24 protein-coding genes are annotated in these 22,549 nt (G+C 69.2%); 11 read left to right on the forward strand and 13 right to left on the reverse strand.

Annotation, left to right across the window (positions count from 1 at the left end; genetic code table 11):
* From PFX98_RS09245 to PFX98_RS09255, 3 genes are all read right to left on the reverse strand, one after another.
* On the reverse strand, positions 1–462 hold the full coding sequence (locus PFX98_RS09245; protein ID WP_285234908.1) for a hypothetical protein: 462 nt from the start codon (positions 460–462) through the stop codon (positions 1–3).
* Between the two features lie 54 nt (positions 463–516).
* Positions 517–966: a hypothetical protein gene (locus tag PFX98_RS09250; protein ID WP_285234909.1), complete on the reverse strand. Its 450-nt coding sequence runs from the start codon at positions 964–966 to the stop codon at positions 517–519.
* Between the two features lie 319 nt (positions 967–1,285).
* On the reverse strand, positions 1,286–2,539 hold the full coding sequence (locus PFX98_RS09255; RefSeq protein ID WP_285234910.1) for a flavin-dependent oxidoreductase: 1,254 nt from the start codon (positions 2,537–2,539) through the stop codon (positions 1,286–1,288).
* Positions 2,540–2,618: 79 nt separating this feature from the next.
* Between PFX98_RS09255 and PFX98_RS09260 the strand changes: the two genes are divergently transcribed.
* From PFX98_RS09260 to PFX98_RS09270, 3 genes are read left to right on the forward strand one after another with little or no spacing between them, the layout of a single operon-like run.
* The gene (locus PFX98_RS09260; RefSeq protein ID WP_285234911.1) at positions 2,619–3,167 is read left to right on the forward strand and encodes a MarR family winged helix-turn-helix transcriptional regulator; all 549 of its coding nucleotides are present in this window, start codon (positions 2,619–2,621) and stop codon (positions 3,165–3,167) included.
* A complete protein-coding gene (locus PFX98_RS09265) occupies positions 3,164–4,147 on the forward strand; it encodes a Bug family tripartite tricarboxylate transporter substrate binding protein (protein ID WP_285234912.1) in 984 nt (327 codons plus the stop codon). The genes PFX98_RS09260 and PFX98_RS09265 overlap by 4 nt, the downstream gene beginning before the upstream one ends.
* Positions 4,148–4,199: 52 nt before the next feature.
* Positions 4,200–6,074, forward strand: coding sequence for an ATP-binding cassette domain-containing protein (locus PFX98_RS09270; protein ID WP_285234913.1), 1,875 nt, complete (start codon positions 4,200–4,202; stop codon positions 6,072–6,074).
* Positions 6,075–6,077: 3 nt separating this feature from the next.
* On the opposite strand, the gene PFX98_RS09275 is transcribed toward PFX98_RS09270, so the two are convergent.
* The 3 genes from PFX98_RS09275 to PFX98_RS09285 form a co-directional block, all read right to left on the reverse strand.
* Positions 6,078–7,502, reverse strand: a complete 1,425-nt coding sequence (locus PFX98_RS09275) for an aminotransferase-like domain-containing protein (RefSeq protein WP_285234914.1) — start codon at positions 7,500–7,502, stop codon at positions 6,078–6,080.
* 86 nt (positions 7,503–7,588) lie between these two features.
* Positions 7,589–8,143: a hypothetical protein gene (locus PFX98_RS09280; protein WP_285234915.1), complete on the reverse strand. Its 555-nt coding sequence runs from the start codon at positions 8,141–8,143 to the stop codon at positions 7,589–7,591.
* Positions 8,140–8,967: a DUF6502 family protein gene (locus PFX98_RS09285; protein ID WP_285234916.1), complete on the reverse strand. Its 828-nt coding sequence runs from the start codon at positions 8,965–8,967 to the stop codon at positions 8,140–8,142. The genes PFX98_RS09280 and PFX98_RS09285 overlap by 4 nt, the downstream gene beginning before the upstream one ends.
* Positions 8,968–9,176: 209 nt before the next feature.
* On the opposite strand from PFX98_RS09285, the gene PFX98_RS09290 reads away from it, so the two are divergent.
* From PFX98_RS09290 to PFX98_RS09305, 4 genes are all read left to right on the forward strand, one after another.
* Positions 9,177–10,493 (forward strand): hypothetical protein, encoded by a 1,317-nt coding sequence (locus PFX98_RS09290; protein WP_285234917.1) that lies wholly within the window; start codon positions 9,177–9,179, stop codon positions 10,491–10,493.
* 92 nt (positions 10,494–10,585) lie between these two features.
* Positions 10,586–11,527 carry a DMT family transporter gene (locus PFX98_RS09295; RefSeq protein ID WP_285234918.1) on the forward strand — a complete coding sequence of 314 codons (942 nt, stop codon included), beginning with the start codon at positions 10,586–10,588 and terminating at the stop codon, positions 11,525–11,527.
* Positions 11,524–12,246, forward strand: a complete 723-nt coding sequence (locus PFX98_RS09300; protein WP_285234919.1) for an aspartate/glutamate racemase family protein — start codon at positions 11,524–11,526, stop codon at positions 12,244–12,246. The genes PFX98_RS09295 and PFX98_RS09300 overlap by 4 nt, the downstream gene beginning before the upstream one ends.
* Positions 12,247–12,265: 19 nt before the next feature.
* The gene (locus PFX98_RS09305) at positions 12,266–13,474 is read left to right on the forward strand and encodes an aminotransferase-like domain-containing protein (protein ID WP_285234920.1); all 1,209 of its coding nucleotides are present in this window, start codon (positions 12,266–12,268) and stop codon (positions 13,472–13,474) included.
* A gap of 10 nt (positions 13,475–13,484) precedes the next feature.
* Here PFX98_RS09305 and cyoE read toward each other — a convergent pair whose 3' ends face one another.
* Genes cyoE through PFX98_RS09340 form a run of 7 tightly spaced genes read right to left on the reverse strand, consistent with a single transcriptional unit; the run spans position 13,485 to position 19,458 of the window.
* Positions 13,485–14,390: a heme o synthase gene (gene cyoE / locus PFX98_RS09310; protein WP_285234921.1), complete on the reverse strand. Its 906-nt coding sequence runs from the start codon at positions 14,388–14,390 to the stop codon at positions 13,485–13,487.
* Position 14,391: 1 nt separating this feature from the next.
* Positions 14,392–14,712, reverse strand: coding sequence for a cytochrome C oxidase subunit IV family protein (locus PFX98_RS09315; protein WP_285234922.1), 321 nt, complete (start codon positions 14,710–14,712; stop codon positions 14,392–14,394).
* Positions 14,713–14,720: 8 nt separating this feature from the next.
* Positions 14,721–15,407, reverse strand: coding sequence for a heme-copper oxidase subunit III family protein (locus tag PFX98_RS09320; RefSeq protein WP_285234923.1), 687 nt, complete (start codon positions 15,405–15,407; stop codon positions 14,721–14,723).
* A 24-nt stretch (positions 15,408–15,431) separates the two neighbouring features.
* Positions 15,432–16,028: a cytochrome c oxidase subunit 3 family protein gene (locus PFX98_RS09325; RefSeq protein WP_285234924.1), complete on the reverse strand. Its 597-nt coding sequence runs from the start codon at positions 16,026–16,028 to the stop codon at positions 15,432–15,434.
* A complete protein-coding gene (ctaD, locus tag PFX98_RS09330; RefSeq protein WP_285234925.1) occupies positions 16,025–17,782 on the reverse strand; it encodes a cytochrome c oxidase subunit I in 1,758 nt (585 codons plus the stop codon). Before ctaD ends, PFX98_RS09325 begins: the two co-directional genes overlap by 4 nt.
* Before the next feature lie 24 nt (positions 17,783–17,806).
* A complete protein-coding gene (locus tag PFX98_RS09335; RefSeq protein WP_285234926.1) occupies positions 17,807–18,901 on the reverse strand; it encodes a cytochrome c oxidase subunit II in 1,095 nt (364 codons plus the stop codon).
* 53 nt (positions 18,902–18,954) lie between these two features.
* Positions 18,955–19,458: a hypothetical protein gene (locus tag PFX98_RS09340; protein WP_285234927.1), complete on the reverse strand. Its 504-nt coding sequence runs from the start codon at positions 19,456–19,458 to the stop codon at positions 18,955–18,957.
* 319 nt (positions 19,459–19,777) lie between these two features.
* On the opposite strand from PFX98_RS09340, the gene PFX98_RS09345 reads away from it, so the two are divergent.
* From PFX98_RS09345 to PFX98_RS09360, 4 genes are read left to right on the forward strand one after another with little or no spacing between them, the layout of a single operon-like run.
* Positions 19,778–20,614: a PhzF family phenazine biosynthesis protein gene (locus PFX98_RS09345; protein ID WP_285234928.1), complete on the forward strand. Its 837-nt coding sequence runs from the start codon at positions 19,778–19,780 to the stop codon at positions 20,612–20,614.
* A gap of 5 nt (positions 20,615–20,619) precedes the next feature.
* On the forward strand, positions 20,620–21,198 hold the full coding sequence (locus PFX98_RS09350; protein ID WP_285234929.1) for a VOC family protein: 579 nt from the start codon (positions 20,620–20,622) through the stop codon (positions 21,196–21,198).
* Between the two features lie 5 nt (positions 21,199–21,203).
* Complete coding sequence (locus tag PFX98_RS09355) at positions 21,204–21,920, forward strand: alanyl-tRNA editing protein (protein WP_285235562.1); 717 nt, start codon at positions 21,204–21,206, stop codon at positions 21,918–21,920.
* A complete protein-coding gene (locus tag PFX98_RS09360; RefSeq protein WP_285234930.1) occupies positions 21,917–22,543 on the forward strand; it encodes a glutathione S-transferase family protein in 627 nt (208 codons plus the stop codon). The genes PFX98_RS09355 and PFX98_RS09360 overlap by 4 nt, the downstream gene beginning before the upstream one ends.
* Positions 22,544–22,549 lie beyond the last annotated feature (6 nt).

Consider the following 22,549-nt stretch of genomic DNA (forward strand, 5'->3'; position numbering starts at 1 on the left):
TCACTCCAGGCGGCGCACGCGTGCCGTCTCGTTGGAGCCTTCGAACTCCATCATGAAGGAGCCCATCGCGGCGCGGCGTACCAGCACCTTGGGGCTCTTCAGTCGCAACACTGCCGAGCTGCCGTCGATCACCATCCAGGCCTGGCCATTGGCCAGGCGGATCACGCTCTTCGGGCCCCAGCCGTCGAAGGGGCCATCGATGCGGCTTTCCACCGCATCGGCCTCGGCCTTGAGCTGGCGCCGCTCCAGGCCGAAGGTGTCGGCCTTGGGCTCCGCCGGGGCCACCGCCTTGGGCACAGCGGCCGCCGGCGCAGCTGCCGCGGGCGTTGCCAGGGCGATGCCGTCATAACAAGCCAAGCGTGCGTCCTTGTCGGCGATGCCGCGGCAGCGCTGCAGCTCGGACTGCTGCGCACAAGCCGTGCCGGATGCGAGGGCCAGGGCGATCATCAGGGCGTTTTTCATCTGCGGGGCATGTCGGGTTGGCGATGCCCGGCAGCATAACGCCGAAGCGCCGGACTACTTGCTCAGCAGGGCCACGGCGCCGTTGCCGGTGGGCGAATCGGGATCGCTGAAATGCACGGCAAAGGCGAACAGCTGCTCGCTGGCGTTGTCGTTGTTGCAGTCGATGGCGCGCACGGCGCGCTTCAGCGCATGGTGGTAGCCGCGCGGGCCGGCGCTGGTGTCGACGCGGCCGACGCTGCCGCCCTTGAGGCGGAACTGCACGCGCACGGTGCCCTCTTGCTCGACGCGCGACCAGGCGGTGGAGAGCGCCTCCTGCAATTCGACGGCGGCCGCCGGGCAGACGCTGAGCACGTCGGTGCGGGCCATCTCGAAGGCCTTGTTGCCGGTGACTTCAACGCGCTTCAGGTCCTGCGTGCCGCCGCTGTCGGCGCTGGCAAGGCCGGTGAAGAAGGTCATGGCGGTGGCGGCCAGCAGGCTGGATGCGAGGGTGGTGTTGCGATTCATGATGACTCCGTTGCTGAGGGTTGAGGCGGCGGTCTGCCGGCTGTTGAGCCGTCCAATGTCCGCGCTCAATTCAGATTAGGCAGAGGGCCCGGCGCGACCAAGCCGGAGTCGACCAAGCAGCGGATTGCGCGGACGGTTTGCCGGATTCCAGCGACGAACGGAGTTGGGGTGCCAGCGCGGCCTAGGGGCGGGCCCGCATGACTTCTTTCCGGGGTCAGGTCTTGCCTGATGGTGCGTCCATGACCATGGTCATGGCGGTGCCGGGCCGGGCCGGCCGACCGCGGGGGCAGGCGGCGCGGATGACCTTTGGCATGCGCTCTTAGCGCGTCTGCTGGTGGCCGGCCGCGGCCTTGTAGCGCCGCACCAGCGCGTCGATCTCGGCCGGGTCGATCACGTCCTCCAGCCGCTTGAAGCCGGCCGGTGCGCGCTCCTCGACCAGATCGAGGATGGCGTCCAGCCCCTCCTGGCGGTTCATCTCGACGATGCGCGCGCACATCGGCAGGCGCTGCGCCTCGTAGGCGTCGAGCGCCGCTTCCGGCGTGGCGCCCTGCTGCAGGGCCTGGGCCAGGCAGTCGGCATCGAGGATGGCCTGGGTGGCGCCGTTGGAGCCGATCGGGTACATCGGGTGCGCCGCGTCGCCCAGCAGGGTGATGCGGCCATGGCGCCAGCGCGGCAGGGGGTCGCGGTCCACCATCGGCCATTCCAGCAGCTGGGTGGCGCTGCGTATCAGGGCCGGCACGTCCAGCCAGTCGAAATGCCAGCTGCCGAAGGTGGGCAGCAGGTCGTCCAGCGAGCCGGGCTTGCTCCAGTCCTCGCGGCTGGGGGCGCTGAGGCCGCCGCCAAAGCCGTCCTCGCGCAGCCGGCGGTCGCAGATCCAGTTGATCAGCTGCAGCCCGTCCTCGGCCACCGGGGCGATCGGGTAGACCACGAACTTGGCGCGCCGGTGGCCGGCCTGCACCATGGTGCGGCCGTCCAGGAAGGGGCGTGCACGGCTGGTGCCGCGCCACATCATCATGCCGTTCCAGCGCGGTGCGCCCTCGTCGGGATAGAACTGGCGGCGCAGCGCCGAATGGATGCCATCGGCGCCGATCAGCAGATCGGCGCTCAATTCGCTGTGGCTGCCGTCGCTGGCCTGCAGCTGCGCCACCACGCGCTCGCCCTCGGTGCGCGCGGCCAGCACGCGTTGCCCGCTCAGCAGCCTGGCCTCGCCCAGGCGCTCTGCCGCCTCGCGCCACAGCAGCAGTTGCAGCTCGCCGCGGTGGATGCTCAGCTGCGGATGGCTGTAGCCGCCGCCCAGCCCGCGCGCATCGCGGTAGATGGCCTGGCCATGGCGGTTCGCGAACACCAGGGCCGAGGTCGGCACCGCCATCGCCTGCAGCGCCGGCAGCAGACCCAGGCCATCCAGCACCGCCACCGCATGGGGCAGCAGGTTGATGCCCACGCCCAGCGGCTTGAGCTGCGGCGTGGCCTCGCAGACGCGCACGCGGTGGCCGCGCGCCTGCAGGGCCAGGGCGGCGGTGAGGCCGCCGATGCCGCCGCCGGCGATCAGGATGTCCAGGGCTTTGTCTTGCATGGCTGTTCTCGGTTTTGCTTGATCTGGGATAAGGGTAAGTGAGATTGTTGCGCTATGCAACGATATTTATCCTGAAGCCATGAGCAAGACGGCAAGTTCCCAAGCGCAGGTTCCCGAGGGGCTGTTGCTGCCCGTGCCCGGGCTCGACTACGGCGTGCTGGACGAGCTGCTGGGCTATGCCCTGCGGCGCGCGCAGAACGCGCTCTACCTGGACTTCTACCGCGCCACCGAGGGGCTGGACGTGAGCCCGCAGCGCTTTGCCGCGCTGGTGCTGGTGGCCCGCAATCCCGGCATGCGCCAGGGCCTGCTGGCCCAGGCGATGGGGCTGCACCGCAGCGGCGCGCTGCGCCTGACCGATTGGCTGACCGAGCAGGGCTGGGCGGAGCGGCGCGACGATCCCAGCGACGCACGCTCCTGGGGCCTGCACCTGACCGCGCATGGCCGCCGCACCCTGGCCAAGCTGGAGCAGCTGGTGCGCGCCCACGACCAGGCCCTGTTGCAGGGCCTGGGCGAGCGCGGCAGCGCCTTGAAGGCCGATCTCGAGCGGCTGGCCTGGGTGGCCACCGCGGCGGCCCAACCGATTCCACCCGCCAAGCCGACCAAAACCGACAGGAGACCCAAGCCATGACCAAGCACTTTTCGATGCATCGACGCGAACTCACGCTGGGCCTGGCGGCCTTGCTGGCCGGGCCATTGGCGCGCGCCCAGGGCGCCCTGCCGCGCATCCTGGTGGGCTTCCCGGCCGGCGGCTCCGTGGACACGACCGCGCGCCGCGTCGCCGAGGCCTGGCGCGGCCGCATGGCCGAATCGGTGCTGGTGGAGCAGAAGGTGGGCGCCGGCGGCCGCCTGGCGATTGCGGCGCTCAAGGACGCGGCGCCCGATGGCATGACGCTGCTGCTGAGCCCCTCGTCGATGTTCACCATCTACCCGCATGCCTATCGCAAGCTGGCCTATAAGCCGGAGTCCGATGTGGTGCCGGTGGGCCCGCTGGCGCATTCCACCTGCGGCTTTGGCGTCGGTCCGATGGTGCCGGCCACCGTCAAGACGCTGGCCCAGTTTGCCGACTGGGCGCGGGCGAATGCGCAGAGCGCCGCCTATGCCTCGCCGGCCGCGGGCGCGATGCCGCATTTCCTGGGCAACCAGTTCGAGCGCGCCGCCGGCATCAAGCTGACCCATGTGCCCTACCGCGGCGCCGCGCCCGGCATGCAGGACCTGATGGGCGGCCAGATCGCCTCGGGCTGCTTCAGCATCGGCGATTTCCTGCCGCATCTGGCCTCGGGCCGGGTGCGCCTGCTGGGCGTGACCGACACGCGCCGTTCGCGTTTCGCGCCCGAGGTGCCGACCTTCGAGGAGCAGGGCTTCAAGGGCATCGAGGGCGTGGAGAGCTATGGCTTGTTCCTGCCGGCCAAGGCGGCGCCGGCCACCGTCGACCGCATCGCCGACCTGGTGCGCGCGGCGCTGCGCGAGACCGCGGTGGTGGAGGGCCTGGCCAAGCTCGGCTTCGAACCGTTCTCGCTGAGCGCGCCCGAATATGCGCGTCGCCTCGCGGCCGAGCGCGCGCAATGGGGGCCCATCGTCAAGGCCTCGGGCTTTTCCTCCGACGACTGAAAGAAAAGCGGCCGAAACGGGCGGAGCGGCCGCGTCGGGGACAATCGGCCCCATGGCAGTCCTCTCAATTAGCAACGCCCATCTCGCATTCGGCCATGTCGCCCTGCTGGATGGCGCCAACTTCTCACTCGAAATCGGTGAGCGCGTCGGCCTGATCGGCCGCAACGGCACGGGCAAGTCCTCGCTGCTGAAAATCCTCGCCGGCCTGGAGAAGCTCGACGATGGCCTGCTGCAGCTGCAGCAGGGCCTCACCAGCGTCTACGTGCCGCAGGAGCCCGAGCTGCGTGCCGATGCCACCATCTTCGAGGTGGTGAGCGAGGGCGTGGCCGAGGCCAAGGCGCTGCGCGCGCGCTACGAGATCCACGACGAGAACGACGACCTCGCCTGGGTGCAGGAACGCATCGAGCACATCGGTGCCTGGAACTGGGAACAGCGCGTCGACGAGACCCTGCAGCGCCTGGGCCTGGACGGCTCGCGCCTGGTGGGCGCGCTCTCGGGCGGACTGAAGAAGCGCGTCGCCCTGGGCCGCGCCCTGGTGGCACAGCCCGACGTGCTGCTGCTGGACGAGCCCACCAACCACCTGGACCTGGACGCCATCACCTGGCTGGAGGAGTTGCTCAACAACTTCAAGGGTTCGCTGCTGCTGATCACCCACGACCGCGCCTTCCTCGACAACGTCGCCAACCGCATCGTCGAGCTGGACCGCGGCCAGCTGCGCGGCTACCCCGGCAACTTCGCGGCCTTCACCGCCGCCAAGGAATACGAGCTGCAGAACGAGGCGCTCTTCAATGCCCGCTTCGACAAGCTGCTGGCGCAGGAAGAGGTGTGGATACGCAAGGGTGTGGAAGCGCGCCGTACGCGCAGCGTGGCGCGCATCCAGCGCCTGGAGGCGATGCGCCTGGCGCATGCGGCGCGCCGCGATGTGCAGGGCAAGGTCAAGCTGGACATCGACACCGGCGGCGCCAGCGGCAAGATCGTGGCCGAGCTGGAGAATGTGTTCAAGAGCTATGGCGATCGCACCATCGTGCGCGACTTCACCGCCACCATCCTGCGCGGCGACAAGGTCGGCCTGGTGGGCCCCAACGGCGCCGGTAAGACCACGCTGCTGAAACTGATCCTGGGCGAGCTGGCACCCGACAGCGGCGAGGTGCGCCAGGGCTCGCGCCTCTCGGTGGCCTATTTCGACCAGATGCGCGACACGCTCAATCTGGACGCGACCCTGGCCGACACCATCAGCCCCGGCAGCGAGTGGATCGAGATCGGCAGCCAGAAGAAGCATGTGAAAAGCTATCTGGGCGACTTCCTGTTCTCGCCCGCGCGCGCCAACTCGCCGGTGAAGAGCCTCTCCGGCGGCGAACGCAACCGCCTGCTGCTGGCGCGCCTGTTCGCGCGCCCCGCCAATGTGCTGGTGCTGGACGAGCCCACCAACGACCTCGACATCGAGACCCTGGAGCTGCTGGAAGAGCTGCTGGCCGAGTACGACGGCACCGTCTTCCTGGTCAGCCATGACCGGCGCTTCCTCGACAACGTCGTCACCTCCACCATCGTCAGCGAGGGCGACGGGCGCTGGCGCGAGTACGAGGGCGGGGTGCAGGACTGGCTGCTGCAATCCAAGCGTGCCGCGGCGCTGCAAGCCAAGCAGGCGCCGGCGCCCGCACCGGCCCCCGCGCCCGCACCGGCTGTGGCAGCGGCCCCGGCGGCGCCGAAGCGCAAGCTCAGCTACAAGGAGCAGCGCGAGCTGGACGAGTTGCCCGCACGCATCGAGGCGCTGGAGACCGAGCAGGCCCAGGTGGCCGCCCTGCTGGCCGGCACCGAGCTCTACACCCAGGGTGCCGCGCGCCTGGCCGAGGTGACGGCGCGCGCCGGCCAGATCGAGGACGAGCTGATGGGCTTGCTGGAGCGCTGGGAGGCGCTCGGCGCGCGCTGAGGCCTAGCGCCTCTCGCGCAGCTGCTGCAGCAGGCGCCAGAAGCGCGCGTCCTGCGAGGTGGCGAAGTTGATGCGCATCAGCGTGCCGGCGCGGCGCGTCGGGCTGAACAGCAGGCCCGGCGCGATCAGCCAGCCGGCATCCAGCATGCGCTGCGCCAGGCGCTCGGTGTCCATGCCCACCTCCAGCCAGCCGAACAGGCCTTGCGGCGGGGTCACGAATTCGCAGCCGGCCTCCTCGGCCAGGCGCACGACGCGCTGGCGCGCCGCATCCAGCCGGGTGATGACGCGCTCGGCGTGGCGGCGCAGCTGGCCCTGCTCCAGGCAGATCGCCACCGCGCGGTCCATCATCGGGCTGGTGGTGAGGGTGGAGAGCAGTTTCAGCTCGGTGAGCTGGTGCACCTTGTCGGCGCTGGCCGCCACATAGCCGACGCGCCAGGCCGGCGTGAGGATCTTGGAAAAGCCCGACACATAGAGCGTGCGCTTGAGCCCGTCCAGGGCCGAGAGCCGCGGCGCATGGTTGGGCGCCAGGAAGGCATAGGTGTCGTCCTCCACGATCATCAGGTCGGCCGCCTCGGCAAGCTTGAGGATCTGGTGCGCGCTGGCCAGCGAGAGGCTGTGGCCGGTGGGGTTGTGCAGCACCGAGACCGTCACATACATGCGCGGCCGGTGCTCCTCGATGAGGCGCGCCATCACGTCCAGATCGGGGCCCTGCTGGCCGCGCGGCACCGGCAGCAGGCGCATGCCCGCCTGCGACAGGCGTGCGTACTCGATCGCCCAGCCGGGGTCGTCCACCAGCACCGCATCGCCGGGGCTCAGCAGGCTGCGCGTGATCAGGTCCAGCGCATGGGTGGCGCCCACGGTGCTGACGATCTGCTCGGGCGCGGCATGCACGCCGATGTCCTCCAGCCGGCGCGCCAGCGCGGCGCGCAGGCGCGGGTCGCCACCGGGCTCGCCGTACTGCAGGGCCAGCTGGTCTGGCTCCTCGCTCTGGCTGACGACGCGGCGCATCGCGCTCTGCAGCATCGGCAGGTCCAGCCAGTCGCCCGGCAGGGTGCCCAGGCCCGGCGCATGGCGCGCGTCGGCCTGGAACATGCCGCGTATCAGGGCCGAGGCGTCGATCGGTGCGTTGCCCGCCGGGCTGGGGGCGGGCTGCTTGGCGTGCGGGCGTGCATCACGGAGATCACGCACGAAGAAGCCGCGCTGCTTGCGCGCCTCCAGCATGCCCGAGGCCAGCAGCTGGTCGTAGGCTGCCACCACCGTGTAGGGGCTCACGCCATGGTGGCGCGCACATTCGCGCACCGAGGGCAGGCGCGCGCCCGGCAGCAGCAGGCGCTGCTGGATGCGTTCGGCAAAGCGCAGCGCCAGCTGCTGGGCCAGCGGGGTGCTGGCATCGCGCGAGAGGGGTGAGGCGGCGGCGCTGTGGCTCATGGTGGGCTCTCCGGCAATGAACGAACAACAATGCAGCAGCCAAGTGTACTGGTGCTGTATTGCTCCGGCGTCCTGCCGGCGCCCCCTCAGGGGCAGCCGCGCGGGCTGGCCTGGGCGCCGCTGCTGAGCTTTTGCAGCTGCAGCAGGGCCAGCACCTGGCCGCTGGCGCTGCGCAGCTCCAGCTGCAGGCGCGGCGTGCCGTCGCTGCTGGGCGCCAAGGCCTGCACGGTGCCCATCGCCAGCACCGGCTGGATCAGGCCGGCATCCAGGTAGCCGCCGAAGAAGGCGGCCGCGCCGCTGCCCGGCTGGCCCCATTCACCGCTATAGCTCAGGCGTGGGCAGCCGCCCTCCAGCTTGAGCTCGTTGCCCTCGAAGCTCAGCACGAATTCGGGGTTGCTGGCGCTGCTGGCGTACAGCACCTTGGCGGTGCCGGGGTGGTCGGGCGAGACGCCGCTGCTACCGGGCGGCAGGCCGCAGGCCAGCTGGTCGGCCCAGGGGGCGCTGCACAGGGGGGCCGACTTGGCACCCGCCAGGGCCAGATAGCCGTGCGATTCGGTGGTCAGGCCCGAGCCTCCCGTGCCCGGCCCGCAGGCGCTCAGCAGCAGGCCCAGCAGGCCCGCGAGCAGATGGTTGGGCTTCATGGCTTCTCTCCCTCATTCATGGGTTCTGCATAGAAATAGACGCCGAAGCGGGCCCGTTGGTTCTTCTGTGCCGCTTCGGCATGCTGGGCATCGTCATTGAAACGGTCCTGGGCTTCCTGCATCACCAGCTTGAAAGCCTGGCGCCAGGCCTGGCGCGAGACCTGGTGCAGCCGCGCCACCGAGGCCGGCGTGAGTTCGTCCACGAAGATGGATTGCTCCAGGAACTTGTCCTCGCCCAGCAGGTTGGCGGTGCCCGCCGAGAGCGCATCGCGCAGGTTGTCGGCGCACAGCCAGGCCAGTTCTTCCAGGCCCTGGCGGGGCGTGAATTCCTCGGCCAGCAGGCGTATGCCTTCCGGCTCTTCGGCCACGCCGCCCAGGCGCAGCAATTCGTCCAGCACCGCGCGCGGCCGCACATCGCTGCTGACGCGGGTGACGAGGGCGTCGAAGCTGTCGTCGCCGGCGCTGCGCGGCAGCAGCTTGGGGCGGCCCTGGGCGTCCAGGAAGGGGGCGTCGTTGAGCCAGCGGCCCACCACCTCGGCCGCCAGGCTGAGCGGGCGGAAGGCCTCGGCATCGGCGGCCTTGACCTCGGCGGGGCGCGTCAGGTTGCGCACATCGCGCCGGTGCACGCCCGACAGCAGGCTCACCGCGCTATCGGTCTGCGGCATGCCGCGCTGCTTCAGTTCCTGCTGCGCGGCGGCCAGGAATTCGGTCTTCAAGGCCTGGGCGAAGGCCGGGTAGGCGACGCCGCTCTTGATCAGCATGCGTGCCAGCGGCCGCACGACCTTGAGGCTGAACTCCAGCGCCAATGTGGCCGCGGACTTCATGCGCGGCTCCGCCCGGCGCGGCCTGCGCTCCTGCGTGGGTTGGTGTTCACTGCCTGTGGCATGGCGGCTGGGCCTCGTCTGGGTCTGGGGTCTGGGGTCTGGGGTCTGGGGTCTGGCCTTGCGGCACGGCCGGCATTGTCAACCGGTTGACGTGGACTTTGATGTGTGGAATATTATCCCACATCGCACTCAAACGGAGGAGGAAAGCGATGACGAAAGTGAAAGCAAGCAACAACAACAGCGCAATGCGCGTGATGCTGATGGCGGGGCTGGTGGCGGCGGGGCTGAGCGCCTGCGGCGGCGGTGGCAGCGAGACCGCCAAGCCGCTGGCCCTGCAGGGCACGGCGGCCGTGGGGCTGGCGGTGGCGGGTGGCCAGGTGCGCGCCAAATGCCTGAAGGGCGAGGGCACGACCAGCACCGCGGCGGACGGCAGCTACAAGCTGAGCATTCCCGCGGGCGAGCTGCCCTGCGCCCTGGAGCTCACCCATGCCAGCAGCGGCCTGCAGCTGCGCTCGCTGGCGGTGCCCGGCGGCAACGGCGAAATGGCCAACCTGACCCTGCTGACCGAGATGGTCACGACCAGGCTGGCGCGGCGCGATGCCGCGGCCTACTTCGCCGGCTTCGATGCCGCGGCCGGCAAGGCCCTCAGCGTCGACAAGGTCAAGCTGGCCCAGGCCGATGTGAGCAAGCTGCTGGCGCCCACCACCGAGATCCGCAACCTGGGAGACTTCCTCGGCACGCCGCTGAAGGCCGCCACGTCCGCCAACCCCAACCAGGGCGACGCGCAGGACAAGCTGCTGGACGCCCTGCACATGCGGCTCAGCAAGGCCCGCCAAGTGCAGTTGCTGGGCGTGCTGGCGAATGCCGCCGATCCGGTGGACCCAGCGCCGTTCCAGCCCTGGATCACGGTGGAGCCGCAGGCCGTGAGCATGCTGGCCGGCGCCAGCCAGACCCTGATGGCCGACCTCAACTACCCGCCCAATGTGGTCTATGTGCGCCTGCCGGTGAAGTGGGCGCTGCAGGAGGCCAATGGCGGCGCGGTCGAGGCACTCAACGGCCGCTATACCGCGCCGATGGCCAACGGTGTCTACCATGTGCGCGCCACGCGCGAGGATTTTGGCAGCGTGAGCGCCGATGTCACGGTGACGGTGGGTCAGTTGCTGAGCCTGGACCAGCGCAGCATCTCGGGCGTCAAGAAGGCGCGCAATGCGGCGGTGCTCGATCAGGCTGCCTGGGCCGAGCTGTGGAACCAGCATGTGGCCGGTAACTCGCCGGCACCGGCCCTGCCGGCGGTGGACTTCGGCACCCAGATGGTGGTGGCGGTGTTCCTGGGTGAGCGCGCCAACGGCTGCGCCAGCGTGGCGATCAGCGGGGTTGCGTCGAACGGCGCGGCGCTGCAGGTGGCGTACCAGGAAGGCAAGCCGCCGGCCGACAACGTGAGCTGCACGCAGGTGGTCAGCGCCCCGGCGCACCTGGTCAGGCTGCCCAGGTCGGCGCTGCCGGTGGAGTTCGTGCTGAAGCCCTGACCGGCTGTGCTGGTCAGCATGCCAATACAGAAAAGCTGGCTGATCGGCTGACTGTATTGGCCATGTACTGCATCCGGCCATAGACTGGCCGGATGCCTTCGCAGCCCCAAGCCCTCCCATCCACGGCCTCCAGCGCGCCCGCCGATCTGCGCCGCGGCCTGGCCCTGGGGGCGCTGGGGGTGTTCATCTTTGCGCTGAGCATCCCGATGACGCGCCTGGCCAGCGGCAGCGCCGAGGCGCCGCAACTGCCGCCCGAGTTCGTGGCGCTGGGGCGTGCGGCGCTGGCGGGGCTGCTGTCGATCGCCTATCTGCGCTGGACCGGGGCGCCGCGCCCGCAGGGGCGCCAATGGGCGCTGCTGGCTTTCACCGCCCTGGGCGTGGTGTTCGGCTGGCCGCTGCTGCTGGGTTATGCGGTGCGCCAGGTCGATGCCGTGCATGCCTCGGTGATCTCGGGCGTGCTGCCGCTGGCCACCGCGGTGATCGCGGCCCTGGCGTTGCGCCAGCGTCCCAGCCTGGGTTTCTGGGCCTGCGCGGTGGCCGGGCTGGCCCTGGTGCTGGGCTTTGCCTGGTGGCGCGGCGCGGCCGGCTTGCAGACGGCCGACCTGCTGCTGCTGGGCGCGGTGCTGAGCGCCGCGGCCGGCTATGTCAGCGGCGCCCAGCTGAGTGCGGCCATCAAGCCCGAGCAGGTGATCAGCTGGGTGCTGGTGCTGAGCCTGCCGCTGACGCTGCCCGCGGCCTGGCTGTTCTGGCCCGCGCAGCCGATCCGCGCGGCGGCCTGGGGCGGCTTTCTGTACGTGGCGCTGTTTTCGATGTGGCTGGGCTTCTTTGCCTGGTACCGGGCGCTGGCCCTGGGTGGCGCGGTGCGCGTCAGCCAGGTGCAGGTGCTGCAACCCTTTCTGTCCATGCTGCTGGCCGTGCCGATCCTGGGCGAGGCGCTGGATGGCGTGACCCTGCTGTTTGCGCTGGCGGTGATTGCCGTGGTCTGGCTGGGCAAGCGCATGCCCGTGCACGCGCTCGCACAGGAGGCGCGATGAGGCTGCTGGGTGTGCTGGGCGGCATGAGCTGGGAATCCAGCGCGCATCTGTACGCGCTGCTGAACCGCGGCGTGGCCACGCGCCTGGGCGGGCTGCACAGCGCCCCGGTGCTGATGCACAGCGTGGATTTCGCCGACATCGAGGCGCGCCAGCGCGCCGGCGACTGGGTCGGTGCCGCTGCCCTGCTGGGCGCGGCCGGGGCGGGCCTGAAGGCGGCCGGCGCTGAAGGCCTGCTGCTGGCCACCAACACCATGCATCGCGTGGCCGACGCGATCGAGGCCGCGGCCGGCCTGCCGCTGCTGCATATCGTCGATGCCACCGCGCTGGCGCTGCGCGCGCAGGGCATCCGGCGCGCCGGGCTGCTGGCCACGCGCTACACCATGGAGCCGGGCTCCTTCTATCACCTGCGCATGCAGCGCCACGGCATCGAGCTGCTGACGCCCGCGGCGGCGCAGGCGGACGAGGTGAACCGCATCATCTATGAGCAGCTGTGCCGCGGCCAGATCCTGCCGGCCTCGCGCCAGCTCTACCTGGAGGCCGTGCGGGCGCTGGCCGGGCGCGGTGCGCAGGCGGTGATCCTGGGCTGCACCGAGATCGGCCTGCTGCTGGACGCCAGCGCGCAGCCGCTCAGCCCGCTGCCATTTTTCGACAGCACCGCACTGCAGGCGCAGGCGGCGGTGGATTGGATCTGTACCCCCGGTGGTACAACGACGGATTGATTTGCAGGAGACACAAGCAATGAGCACCATCTGGACCCAGGCGCGCCGCGCCGCGCGCATGAACCCGTCCATCATTCGCGAGATTCTCAAGGTCACCGAGAAGCCCGGCATCCTCTCGATGGCCGGCGGCCTGCCCTCGGCCGACACCTTCCCGGTGGAGGCGCTGAAGGCCGCTTGCGACAAGGTGCTGAGCGAGAACGCCAAGGAGGCCTTGCAGTACGCCGCCAGCGAGGGCTTTGCGCCGCTGCGCGAATGGGTGGCCAAGCGCGTGGCCTCGCTGGGCATGCAGGTCGACCCGGACCAGGTGCTGATCACCAGCGGCTCACAGCAGGGCCTGGACCTGGTGGGCAAGATCCTGTGCGACGCCGGCGCGCCGGTGGCGGTGGAAACGCCCACCTATCTGGGCGCGCTGCAGGCCTTCACGCCCTACGAGCCGATCTTCACCAGCCTGGCCAGCGACGAGCAGGGCCCCCTGCCCGAGGCCTTTGCCAAGCTGCCGCATGACGCGCCGGGCACGCGCTTCGCCTATCTGCTGCCGAACTACCAGAACCCCACCGGCCGCGTCATGAGCCTGGAGCGCCGCCAGGCCGTGATGGCCGCGGCCAAGGCGGCCGGCGTGCCCATCGTGGAAGACAACCCCTATGGCGACCTCTGGTTCGACGAGCCGCCGCTGCCCTCGCTCTCCTCGATGTGGCCCGAGGGTTCCATCTACCTGGGCTCCTTCTCCAAGGTGCTGACGCCGGGCTTCCGGCTCGGTTACATCATCGCCCCCAAGGAGCTCTACCCGAAGCTGCTGCAGGCCAAGCAGGCGGCCGATCTGCACACGCCGGGCTTCAACCAGCGCGTGGTCTATGAGGTCATCAAGAACGGCTTCCTGGACGAGCATGTGCCCAAGATCCGTGCCCGCTACAAGGCGAATCGCGATGCCATGGCCACGGCGCTGAAACAGCATCTGCCGGCGGGCTGCGAATGGCAGAGTCCCAAGGGCGGCATGTTCTTCTGGATCCGCCTGCCGGCCGGCCTCGACGCCATGGCCCTGCTGCCGCAGGCGGTGGAGGCGAACATCGCCTATGTGCCGGGCGCCGCCTTCTACGCCAGCGCGCCGGACCCGCGCGCGCTGCGCCTCTCCTTCGTGACGCTGACGCCCGAGCTGATCGCCGAGGGCGTGGAAATCCTCGGCCGCGTGCTGCGCGAGGCGCTGGAAACGCAGGTCGAGCCGACGCCCTGAGGGCCGCTGCTCAAGCTAGCAGCAGGAAGTGATCGGCCAGCAGGAGGCCGAATAGCGCGAACAGGTAGGCGATGGAGAAGCGGAAGCTCATCATCGCCTGCAGCTTGTCGCGCCGCAGCCGGTAGTTCCATTGCAGGTAGCGCGCGCCGATCAGCAGCGCGCCCAGCAGATAGGGCCAGCCGCTCATGCCGATGGCCCAGGGCAGCAGGCTGGTGAACACCAGCGCCCAGGTGTACTGCAGGATGCGCCGGCTGGTATGCGAGACGCCATGCGTGACCGGCAGCATCGGCACGGCGGCGCGCGCGTAGTCCTCGCGCCGGTGGATCGCCAAGGCCCAGAAATGCGCCGGCGTCCAGATGAAGATGATGAGGAAGAGCAGCAGGGCGCCCGGTTCGAGCTGCCCCTGCACCGCCACCCAGCCCAGCAGCGGCGGCGCGGCGCCCGCGGCACCGCCGATGACGATGTTCTGCGGCGTCGCATGTTTCAGATACAGGCTGTAGATGCCGGCATAGCCGATCAGCGAGCCCAGCGTGAGCGCGGCGCACAGCGGGTTGGTGTAGGCCATCAGCAGGGCCATGCCGGCGCTCCCCAGCAGCAGCGCGTAGGCCAGCACCTGGGGCGCGCCGAGGCTGCCGGTGGGCAGGGGGCGGCCGCGCGTACGTGCCATCAAGGCGTCGATGCGCCGGTCCACCAGGTGATTGACGGCGGCGGCGGCACTCGCCACCAGGGCGATGCCCAGATTGCCGAACAGCAGCACCTGCCAGTCCGGCAGGCCGGGGCGGGCCAGCAGCATGCCCACCAGCACGGTGAAGCTCATCAGCGCCACCACGCGCGGCTTGCCGAGTTCGAAGTAGCTGCGCCAGAGCGGCCGGCGTGCGCCGGCGAGATCCAGGCTGAGGCTGGAGTCGTTGCTCATGTCATTTGAAATAGAAGCTGCGCATCTGGTGCACCCAGCTGGCCTCGCTGAACATCAGCCCGATCAACACCGCCAGCAGCAGCGGCGGCAGCAGGATGGCGTAGATGAGCGCCAGCCGTTCCCAGGCCATGTGCATGAAGACGGCGACGATGAGCCCGGCCTTGAGCGCCATGAAGGCGAGGATCAAGCTCCAGCGCAGCAGGCCATGGAGCTGGAAATAGTCCACCAGATAGGACATGGTGCTGAGCACGAACAACAGGCCCCAGACCTTGAAATACAGGGCGATCGGAGGCTGCTGGTGCTCTTGACTGCTTGCATGCATGGCTGACCTCACCACAGGTAGAAGAGCGCGAAGATGAAGACCCAGACCAGGTCCACGAAGTGCCAGTAGAGGCCGGCGATCTCGACGATCTGGTAGTTGGGCCCGCCCGGCCCATGCTCGTAGCGACCCTGCTGCACGCGCCGCGCCACGACGGCCAGGTAGATCACCCCGGCCGAGACATGCAGGCCGTGGAAGCCGGTGATCATGAAGAAGCAGGCACCGAACTGGGCCGCCCCCATCGGATTGGCCCAGGGCCTTACACCCTCGTGGATCAGCTTGGTCCACTCGAAGGCCTGCATGCCCACGAAGGTAGCGCCCAGCAGGGCGGTGGCCAGCATCAGCGCCGCGGCCGCGCCGCGCTGGCGCCGGTAGGCGCAGTTCACCGCCATCGCCATGGTGCCGCTGCTGCTGATCAGCACGAAGGTCATGATGGCAATCAGCAGCAGCGGCACCGGTTGGCCGGCGATCTGCAGCGAGAACACCTCGCTGGGATTGGGCCAGGGCACGGTGGTGCTGTTGCGCACCGCCATATAGCCGGTGAGGAAGCAGCTGAACACAAAGGTGTCGCTGAGCAGGAAGATCCACATCATGGCCTTGCCCCAGGGCACCTGGAAGGCCTGCTGGTCGGCTGCCCAGTCCTCGACGAGGCCGCGCCAGCCTGGGGCGCTGCTGCCGGTGGTGGAGCTGGCGGTCATGGGGGGCTCCTTGGTGGTGCTGGTTCAGCGCGTGCCGCAGATGGCACGCACCAGTTCGGGGGTTAGCCAGCCCAGGGTGGCGTAAAGCAATGCCCAGAGCAGCAAGAGGAAATGCCAGAAGCGTGCGCACAGCGCCAGGCCCGTGGCGCGCTGGGCCGCATCGGCCCGCGGCCAGGCGCGCAGGCAGCGCCACCAGCCCCACAGGCCACCCAGCACGTGCAGGCCATGCATGGCGGTGAGCAGGTAGAGAAAGCTCGCCGCCGGGTTGCCGCTCGGCAGCACGCGTGCCGCCGCCAGGGCCTGCCAGCCCCAGAGCTGCACCAGCACAAAGGCGAGGGCACAGAGGCCGCCCCAGCGCAAGCCGCGGGCGTCACGCGTGGCGGAGCGGCGGCCCAGTTCCAGCGCCAGGCCGCCCAGCGCCAGCAGGGCGCTGCTGAGCATGAACTGCCAGGGCAGGGCGAGCGGGAAGCCCTCCAGCCCGTTCAGCCGCATCACATAGGCCACCAGCAGCAGGAAGAAGATCGAGCTCGACACCGCCATCATGAACCACAGGCCGGTGCTGGCGGCGGCCTGCGGGCGTGGCCAGGCGCCGGTTTGCAAGGCGGCGGCCAGGCCGTTCATGCCAGTTGCTCCCGGGGCGTGCCATGGCTGGCGTCGGGGCCCTCGACACCGCCGGCGGACAGCGGTGCGGTCTGCGGGATGAAGTCCTCCGGCGCGCCCGGCACGCTATAGGCATAGGCCCAGCGGTGCACCACCGGCAGGGTGACACCCCAGTTGCCATGACGCGGCGGGGTGTCGGGGGTGAACCATTCCAGCGAGGCGGCGCGCCAGGGATTGGGCTCGGCTCTGCGGCCGGCTTTCAGGCTCCACAGCAGGTTGAACACGAACACCAGCTGGGTGATGCCCACGATGATGGCCGCCACCGTGATGAAGGTGTTGAGCTGGTGGGCCGAATCGGGGATGAACTGGTAGTTCCGGTACTCGTAGTAGCGCCGCGGCATGCCCAGCAGGCCGAGGTAATGCATGGGGAAATAGATCGCGTAGGTGCCGATGAAGGTGACCCAGAAATGCAGATGGCCGAGGCGGTCGTCCAGCATGCGGCCGCTGATCTTGGGGTACCAGTGGTAGATCGCGCCGAACACCACCAGCAGCGGCGCCACCCCCATCACCATATGGAAATGCGCCACCACGAAGTAGGTGCCCGAGAGCGGGATGTCCACGCTGACGTTGCCGAGGAAGAGCCCGGTCAGCCCGCCGATGATGAAGGTGGAGATGAAGGCGAGCGCGAACAGCATCGGCACGCTCAGATGTATATCGCCGCGCCACAGCGTGAGCAGCCAGTTGTAGACCTTGATCGCGGTGGGCACGGCAATGATGAGGGTGCTGGTGGCGAAGAAGAAGCCGAAGTAGGGGTGCATGCCGCTGACGAACATATGGTGGGCCCACACCACGAAGCTCAGCACGCCGATCGCCAGGATGGCCCACACCATGGTGCGGTAGCCGAAGATGCATTTGCGCGCATGCACGCTGATGAGGTCGGAGACGATGCCGAAGGCCGGCAGCGCGACGATATAGACCTCGGGGTGGCCGAAGAACCAGAACAGGTGCTGGAACAGCAGCGGGCTGCCGCCCTTGGTCTCGGTGATCTGGCCCATCGAGACCAGCGCAGGCATGAAGAAGCTGGTGCCTATGGTCTTGTCCAGCAGCATCATGATGCCGCTCACCAGCAGGGCCGGAAAGGCCAGCAGGGCAAGGATGGTGGCGGTGAAGATGCCCCAGACGGTGAGCGGCATGCGCAGCAGGCTCATGCCGCGGGTGCGCGCCTGCAGCACCGTGGTGACATAGTTCAGGCCGCCCATGGTGGCGGCGACGATGAAGATCACCAGCGAGACCAGCATCAGGATGATGCCCCAGTCATGGCCGGGCGTGCCGGGCAGGATGGCTTGCGGCGGATACAGCGTCCAGCCCGCGCCGGTGGGGCCGCCGGGCACGAAGAAACTGATCATCAGCACCACCACCGAGAGCAGGTAGACCCAGAAGCTCAGCATGTTCAGGTAGGGGAACACCATGTCGCGTGCCCCCACCATCAGCGGGATCAGGTAGTTGCCGAAACCCCCCAGGAACAGCGCGGTGAGCAGGTAGATCACCATGATCATGCCGTGCATGGTGACGAACTGGTAATAGCGCTCGGCGTTGATGAATTCGAACTGGCCCGGGAAGCCGATCTGCAGCCGCATCAGATTGGACAGCAGCAGGCCCACCAGGCCTACCAGCACCGCGGTGCCGCCATACTGGATCGCGATCACCTTGTGGTCCTGGCTCCAGACGTACTTGGTCCAGAAGCTCTGCGGTTCGTCATGCTCGGAATGGCTCATGCGCTCCTCGTTGGTCAGGGCTGTCTATTTGCCGCGCGACTCGATATAGGCCACCAGGGCGTTGACCTCGTCGCTGCTGAGTTCGATCTTGGGCATGATGGGCGCAAAGCCCTTCACCACGCGTGCCTGCGGGTCGGTGATCTCGCCGCGCAGGAACGCCGCGTCCACCTGGTGCGTGCTGCCATCGGCGAGGGTCTCGGTCTTGCCGTACAGGCCCTTCCAGGTCGGGCCCACGCCGGCCGAGCCGTCCACGCTGTGGCAGGCCACGCAGGCCTTGGCCTTGGCCAGCGCCTCGCCGCGCGCCGCCGGGGTGTCGGCCACCGCGGCCGCGGCGGCCGGTTGACTGAAGCGCGCCTGGCCGCCCAGCCAGCTCTGGAACTGCGGCAATGCCTCCACCACCACGCTGCCGCGCATATTGGCGTGGCCGATGCCGCAGAGCTGCGCGCACAGGGCCTCGTAGCGGCCCGCCTCGGTGGGCGTGAACCAGAAGCTGGTGACGGTGCCGGGCACCATGTTCAGGCGCGCGCGCATCGGCGGCATGTAGAAGTCGTGCAGCACATCGGCCGAGCGCAGCAGGAATTTCATCGGCTGGTTCAGCGGCAGATGCAGCTCCGAGCCCTCCACCAGCACATCGTCCTGGCCATTGGGGTCGGCCGGGTCCAGGCCATAGGGGTTGCTGGCCGTCATGAAGCGCGCATCGCTGCTGCCGAACTTGCCGTCGGCGCCGGGGAAGCGGTAGCGCCACTGCCATTGCTTGCCCAGCACCTCGACCAGCATGGCGTTGGCGGGCGGGCGCACATAGTCGGCGTAGACCAGCAGGCCAGGCGCCAGCAGGCCGATGATGCCCAGCGCGGTGATGCCGATCAGCCAGCGTTCCAGCCGGTGGTTCTCGGGCTGGTAGGCGGCACGCTGGCCGGGCTTGTGCTTGAAACGCACGAGCAGCCAGACCAGCAGCAGGTTGAGGACGACGAAGAACAGGCCGGTCACCGCGAAGGTGATGTCCAGCGTGCGGTCCATCTCCAGCCAGTTGGATGCCAGCGCCGGGGCATGCCAGGGGTTGACGAAGTGGAACACCAGCGAACCCAGCACCATGATGATCAACACCAAGGCCAAGATCATGCCCAGCTCCTTCCAGCGTATGGAGGCTGCGCCCGGCGCAGCGAACCTGCTTGTCAGTGAGGCGTGCGGTACAGGGCCAGGCGCCAGTAGGTGCTGGCGGCGCTGATGCCGAAGATCAGGTGCGCGATGAAGGTGCCCCAGCCGCGCAGCTCGCTCATCCAGGGGAACACCGTGCTCATGGCATGGAAGTTCACGAAGTAGACCACCACGCCGGCCGCGGCCCCGATCACCTCCATCATGGCGGCGCTGGACTCGTAGTGGAAGCCGGCGATCACATAGGCCATGCAGATGCCGAACACCAGGCCAAGCACATAGTGGGTTAGCAAGGCGACGCTGACAACGGCGAAGTCGAAGCCGGAGCCTTGCAGGACCTGTGGCCCGAGCATGATGGCGGCCACCAGACGCGAGGTATGCCAGGGGCTGACGTCATTCAGTACCGCCGACCAGACCAGCTCCAGCACCATCATCACGGCGCCGGCCACCAGGCCTGCGATACAGGCCACCGGCCAGTCCGGCGTGCCCTGCGACCATCGATGCGATTGCGCTTGTGCATGCATGGCGACCTCCTCAGCAGGGCAGCGATCAGGACGATCGGCACACCTGGTAGCTGGCCTCCGCTTGCGACGCGTGCAAGCGCTTAGGCGAATGGAGTGACGGATTGCTTTTGACTCGCGTCAACACGGTTTATATACCCCGCCCGATGGGCCCGCAAGGGTAAAGACGCGCAGCCTCGCGGCGCTGGGGTCATGCCTTGCCTTGTGCGGTCAAGCCGGCAATACAGTGTGTGTGCATGGCCGCTTGGCTGTACTGGTGTCGGTGGCCGTCGGCCCCCTAATATCGGCCCGGGCCGCTTGGGCCTGCCGCCAATCCGGAGCCATGAAGTCACGACGTTTTGCCCAGGTGGATGTGTTCACCGACCTGGCCCTGCGGGGCAACGCACTGGCGGTGGTGGTCGACGCCGAGGGGCTCAGTGATGCGCAGATGCAGGCGCTGGCGTGCTGGACGCAGCTGTCCGAGACCACCTTCTTGCTGCCGCCCAGCGACCCGGCCGCCGACTACCGCCTGCGCATCTTCACGCCGGCCGGCGAGCTGCCCTTTGCCGGCCATCCGACCCTGGGCTCGGCCCATGTCTGGCTGAGCCACGGCGGTGCGCCCAGGCGCGCGGACGAGTTGGTGCAGCAATGCGGCGTCGGCCTCGTGCGCGTGCGGCGCGACGGCGCGCGCCTGGCGTTTGCGGCGCCGCCGTTGCGGCGCAGCGGGCCGGTGGAGGCGGCGCTGCGCGAGCAGGTGGCGCGGTCCCTGCGCCTGGCCGAGCAGGACTTGCTCGACGTGGTCTGGGTCGCCAATGGTCCGCCCTGGATCGGCGCCAGATTGCGCAGCGCAGCCGCGGTGCTGGCGCTGCAGCCCGACTATTCGGCCATGCAGGGCCTCGAGCTGGGCGTGGTGGGTGCCTATCCCGAGGGCGCGCCGGCGCAGTTCGAGGTGCGCGCCTTCGTGCCGGGGCTACCCCAGCCCGAAGACCCCGTCACCGGCAGCTTGAACGCCGGCCTGGCGCAATGGATGATGGGCGCCGGGCTGGCGCCCGCGGCCTATGTGGTTTCACAGGGCACGGCCTTGCAACGCGCGGGCCGGGTTCATGTGCGGCGCCAGGGTGATGACATCTGGATCGGCGGCGATATCACGCCCCTGATCCAAGGACAGATAAGGCTTTGACGACGATGGAAACCGATCATCTGGTGGTGGCGGCGGCCAGCCTGGCGCAGGGCGGGGCCTGGTGCGAGCAGGTGCTGGGCGTCACGCCCCTGCCCGGTGGCAAGCACGCCTTGATGGGCACGCACAACTGCCTGCTCAATATCAGCTCGGCGCTGTATCCGCGCTGCTATCTGGAGATCATCGCCATGGACCCCGAGGCGCCGCCGCCGGGCCGCGCGCGCTGGTTCGACCTGGACCAGCCCGCCCTGCAGCAGCGCCTGCAGGATGGCGCGGGCCTGATTCATTGGGTGGCGCGGGTGCCGAATCTGGATGCGGCGCTGGCGCAGTGCCGCAGCGAGGGCGTGGACGCGGGCGAGCCGGTGGCGGCCTCGCGCGGCGCGCTGAGCTGGCGCATCGCGCTGCGCGAGGACGGGCGGCGGCTCAAGCGCGAAGCCCTGCCGGTGTTGATCGAGTGGGGTGCCGCCCATCCTTGCGACCAGATGCCCGCCAGCGGGGTGCAGTTGCTGGCCCTGGAGGCGCGCGACGGCCTGCGTGCCCGCCTGGCCACGCCGCGCGGCGAGATCGTGCTGGAGCAGATTGGATGATGACAGTGACCGAAGACCTGTTTCGAGAAGACGCGCAGTTGACCGAATGCCAGGCGCGCGTGCTGCGCGTGGATGAGCGCGGCGTGCTGCTGGACCGCACGGTGTTCTATCCGCTGGGCGGCGGCCAGGCCGGCGATGCCGGCGAACTGCTGCTGCCCGACGGCCGCGCGCTGCGCATCGCCGATACCCGCAAGGGCGAGGCGGGCGAGATCCTGCATCTGCCGGCGCCGGAGCAGCCGGAGCTGCTGGCGGCCTTGCTGCCAGGTCTGGCCGTCAGCGCCCGCATCGACTGGGCGCGCCGGCATGCGCATATGCGCTTTCACACCGCCACCCACCTGCTGTGCGCGCTGGTGCCGCATCCGGTGGACGGTTGCTCGATCACCGCGCAATACGCAAGGCTGGACTTTCACATGACCGAGCCGCTGGACAAGGACGAGCTCACGGCCGGGCTGGCGCGTCTGGTTGCCGAAGCGCATGCCGTCAGCCACAGCTGGATCAGCGATGCGGAGCTGGAGGCCAACCCCGGCCTGGTGCGCAGCATGAGCGTGCAACCCCCGCGCGGCTCGGGCCGGGTGCGGGTGCTGCAGATCGAGGGGGTGGACCTGCAACCCTGCGGCGGCACGCATGTGTCGAACACGGCCGAGATCGGTGCGGTGGTGGTCAGCAAGATCGAGAAGAAATCGGCCAAGACCCGAAGGGTCGTATTGGGGTTTGCAACATGACGATGAAGATATTGGGCAAGGCCGCGTCGATCAATGTGCGCAAGGTCTTGTGGACCTGCGCCGAGCTCGGCCTGGACTACCAGCGCGAGGATTGGGGCGCGGGCTTTGCCGATCCCCAGACGCCTGCATTCCTCAAGCTGAATCCGAACGGCATGGTGCCGGTGCTGCTCGACGGCGACTTCGTGCTGTGGGAGAGCAACAGCATCTGCCGCTACCTGGCGGCGCGCCAGGCGCGCAGCGATCTGCTGCCTGCAGCGCCGCGGCAGCGCGCCCTGGTCGAGCAATGGATGGACTGGCAGGCCGGCGAGCTGAACAACAGCTGGCGCTATGCCTTCATGAGCCTGGTGCGCCAGAGTCCGGCGCACCAGGATGCCGCGGCGCTGGCCGCCGGCGTGGCGGGCTGGAATCGCCACATGGCCATGCTGGATGCGCAGCTGGCGGCCGGCGGCCCTTACGTGCTCGGGGCCGACTTCACGCTCGCCGATGTGGTGCTGGGCCTGTCGGTGCACCGCTGGGCCGCGGCGCCGCTGGCGCATGCCGAGCTGCCCGCCGTGCGCGCCTATTACGAGCGCTTGAGCGCGCGGCCGGGCTTTATGGCGCACGGCCGCAACGGGCAGCCCTGAGCGGGC

Source organism: Paucibacter sediminis (genome assembly GCF_030254645.1).
GTDB classification, from domain to species: domain Bacteria; phylum Pseudomonadota; class Gammaproteobacteria; order Burkholderiales; family Burkholderiaceae_C; genus Paucibacter_B; species Paucibacter_B sediminis.

Excerpts from the sequence above, each read along its gene's own strand:
- PFX98_RS09285 (WP_285234916.1), bottom strand. The coding sequence starts at position 8,967 with ATGAAGTCCGCGGCCACATTGGCGCTGGAGTTCAGCCTCAAGGTCGTG.
- PFX98_RS09350 (WP_285234929.1), top strand. The coding sequence starts at position 20,620 with ATGGAAACCGATCATCTGGTGGTGGCGGCGGCCAGCCTGGCGCAGGGC.
- PFX98_RS09265 (WP_285234912.1), top strand. The coding sequence starts at position 3,164 with ATGACCAAGCACTTTTCGATGCATCGACGCGAACTCACGCTGGGCCTG.
- PFX98_RS09315 (WP_285234922.1), bottom strand. The coding sequence starts at position 14,712 with ATGCATGCAAGCAGTCAAGAGCACCAGCAGCCTCCGATCGCCCTGTAT.
- PFX98_RS09250 (WP_285234909.1), bottom strand. The coding sequence starts at position 966 with ATGAATCGCAACACCACCCTCGCATCCAGCCTGCTGGCCGCCACCGCC.
- PFX98_RS09270 (WP_285234913.1), top strand. The coding sequence starts at position 4,200 with ATGGCAGTCCTCTCAATTAGCAACGCCCATCTCGCATTCGGCCATGTC.
- PFX98_RS09280 (WP_285234915.1), bottom strand. The coding sequence starts at position 8,143 with ATGAAGCCCAACCATCTGCTCGCGGGCCTGCTGGGCCTGCTGCTGAGC.
- PFX98_RS09360 (WP_285234930.1), top strand. The coding sequence starts at position 21,917 with ATGACGATGAAGATATTGGGCAAGGCCGCGTCGATCAATGTGCGCAAG.
- PFX98_RS09340 (WP_285234927.1), bottom strand. The coding sequence starts at position 19,458 with ATGCATGCACAAGCGCAATCGCATCGATGGTCGCAGGGCACGCCGGAC.
- PFX98_RS09275 (WP_285234914.1), bottom strand. The coding sequence starts at position 7,502 with ATGAGCCACAGCGCCGCCGCCTCACCCCTCTCGCGCGATGCCAGCACC.
- PFX98_RS09325 (WP_285234924.1), bottom strand. The coding sequence starts at position 16,028 with ATGAACGGCCTGGCCGCCGCCTTGCAAACCGGCGCCTGGCCACGCCCG.
- PFX98_RS09290 (WP_285234917.1), top strand. The coding sequence starts at position 9,177 with ATGACGAAAGTGAAAGCAAGCAACAACAACAGCGCAATGCGCGTGATG.
- PFX98_RS09300 (WP_285234919.1), top strand. The coding sequence starts at position 11,524 with ATGAGGCTGCTGGGTGTGCTGGGCGGCATGAGCTGGGAATCCAGCGCG.
- PFX98_RS09245 (WP_285234908.1), bottom strand. The coding sequence starts at position 462 with ATGAAAAACGCCCTGATGATCGCCCTGGCCCTCGCATCCGGCACGGCT.
- ctaD (WP_285234925.1), bottom strand. The coding sequence starts at position 17,782 with ATGAGCCATTCCGAGCATGACGAACCGCAGAGCTTCTGGACCAAGTAC.
- cyoE (WP_285234921.1), bottom strand. The coding sequence starts at position 14,390 with ATGAGCAACGACTCCAGCCTCAGCCTGGATCTCGCCGGCGCACGCCGG.
- PFX98_RS09335 (WP_285234926.1), bottom strand. The coding sequence starts at position 18,901 with ATGATCTTGGCCTTGGTGTTGATCATCATGGTGCTGGGTTCGCTGGTG.
- PFX98_RS09260 (WP_285234911.1), top strand. The coding sequence starts at position 2,619 with ATGAGCAAGACGGCAAGTTCCCAAGCGCAGGTTCCCGAGGGGCTGTTG.
- PFX98_RS09345 (WP_285234928.1), top strand. The coding sequence starts at position 19,778 with ATGAAGTCACGACGTTTTGCCCAGGTGGATGTGTTCACCGACCTGGCC.
- PFX98_RS09255 (WP_285234910.1), bottom strand. The coding sequence starts at position 2,539 with ATGCAAGACAAAGCCCTGGACATCCTGATCGCCGGCGGCGGCATCGGC.
- PFX98_RS09295 (WP_285234918.1), top strand. The coding sequence starts at position 10,586 with ATGCCTTCGCAGCCCCAAGCCCTCCCATCCACGGCCTCCAGCGCGCCC.
- PFX98_RS09320 (WP_285234923.1), bottom strand. The coding sequence starts at position 15,407 with ATGACCGCCAGCTCCACCACCGGCAGCAGCGCCCCAGGCTGGCGCGGC.
- PFX98_RS09305 (WP_285234920.1), top strand. The coding sequence starts at position 12,266 with ATGAGCACCATCTGGACCCAGGCGCGCCGCGCCGCGCGCATGAACCCG.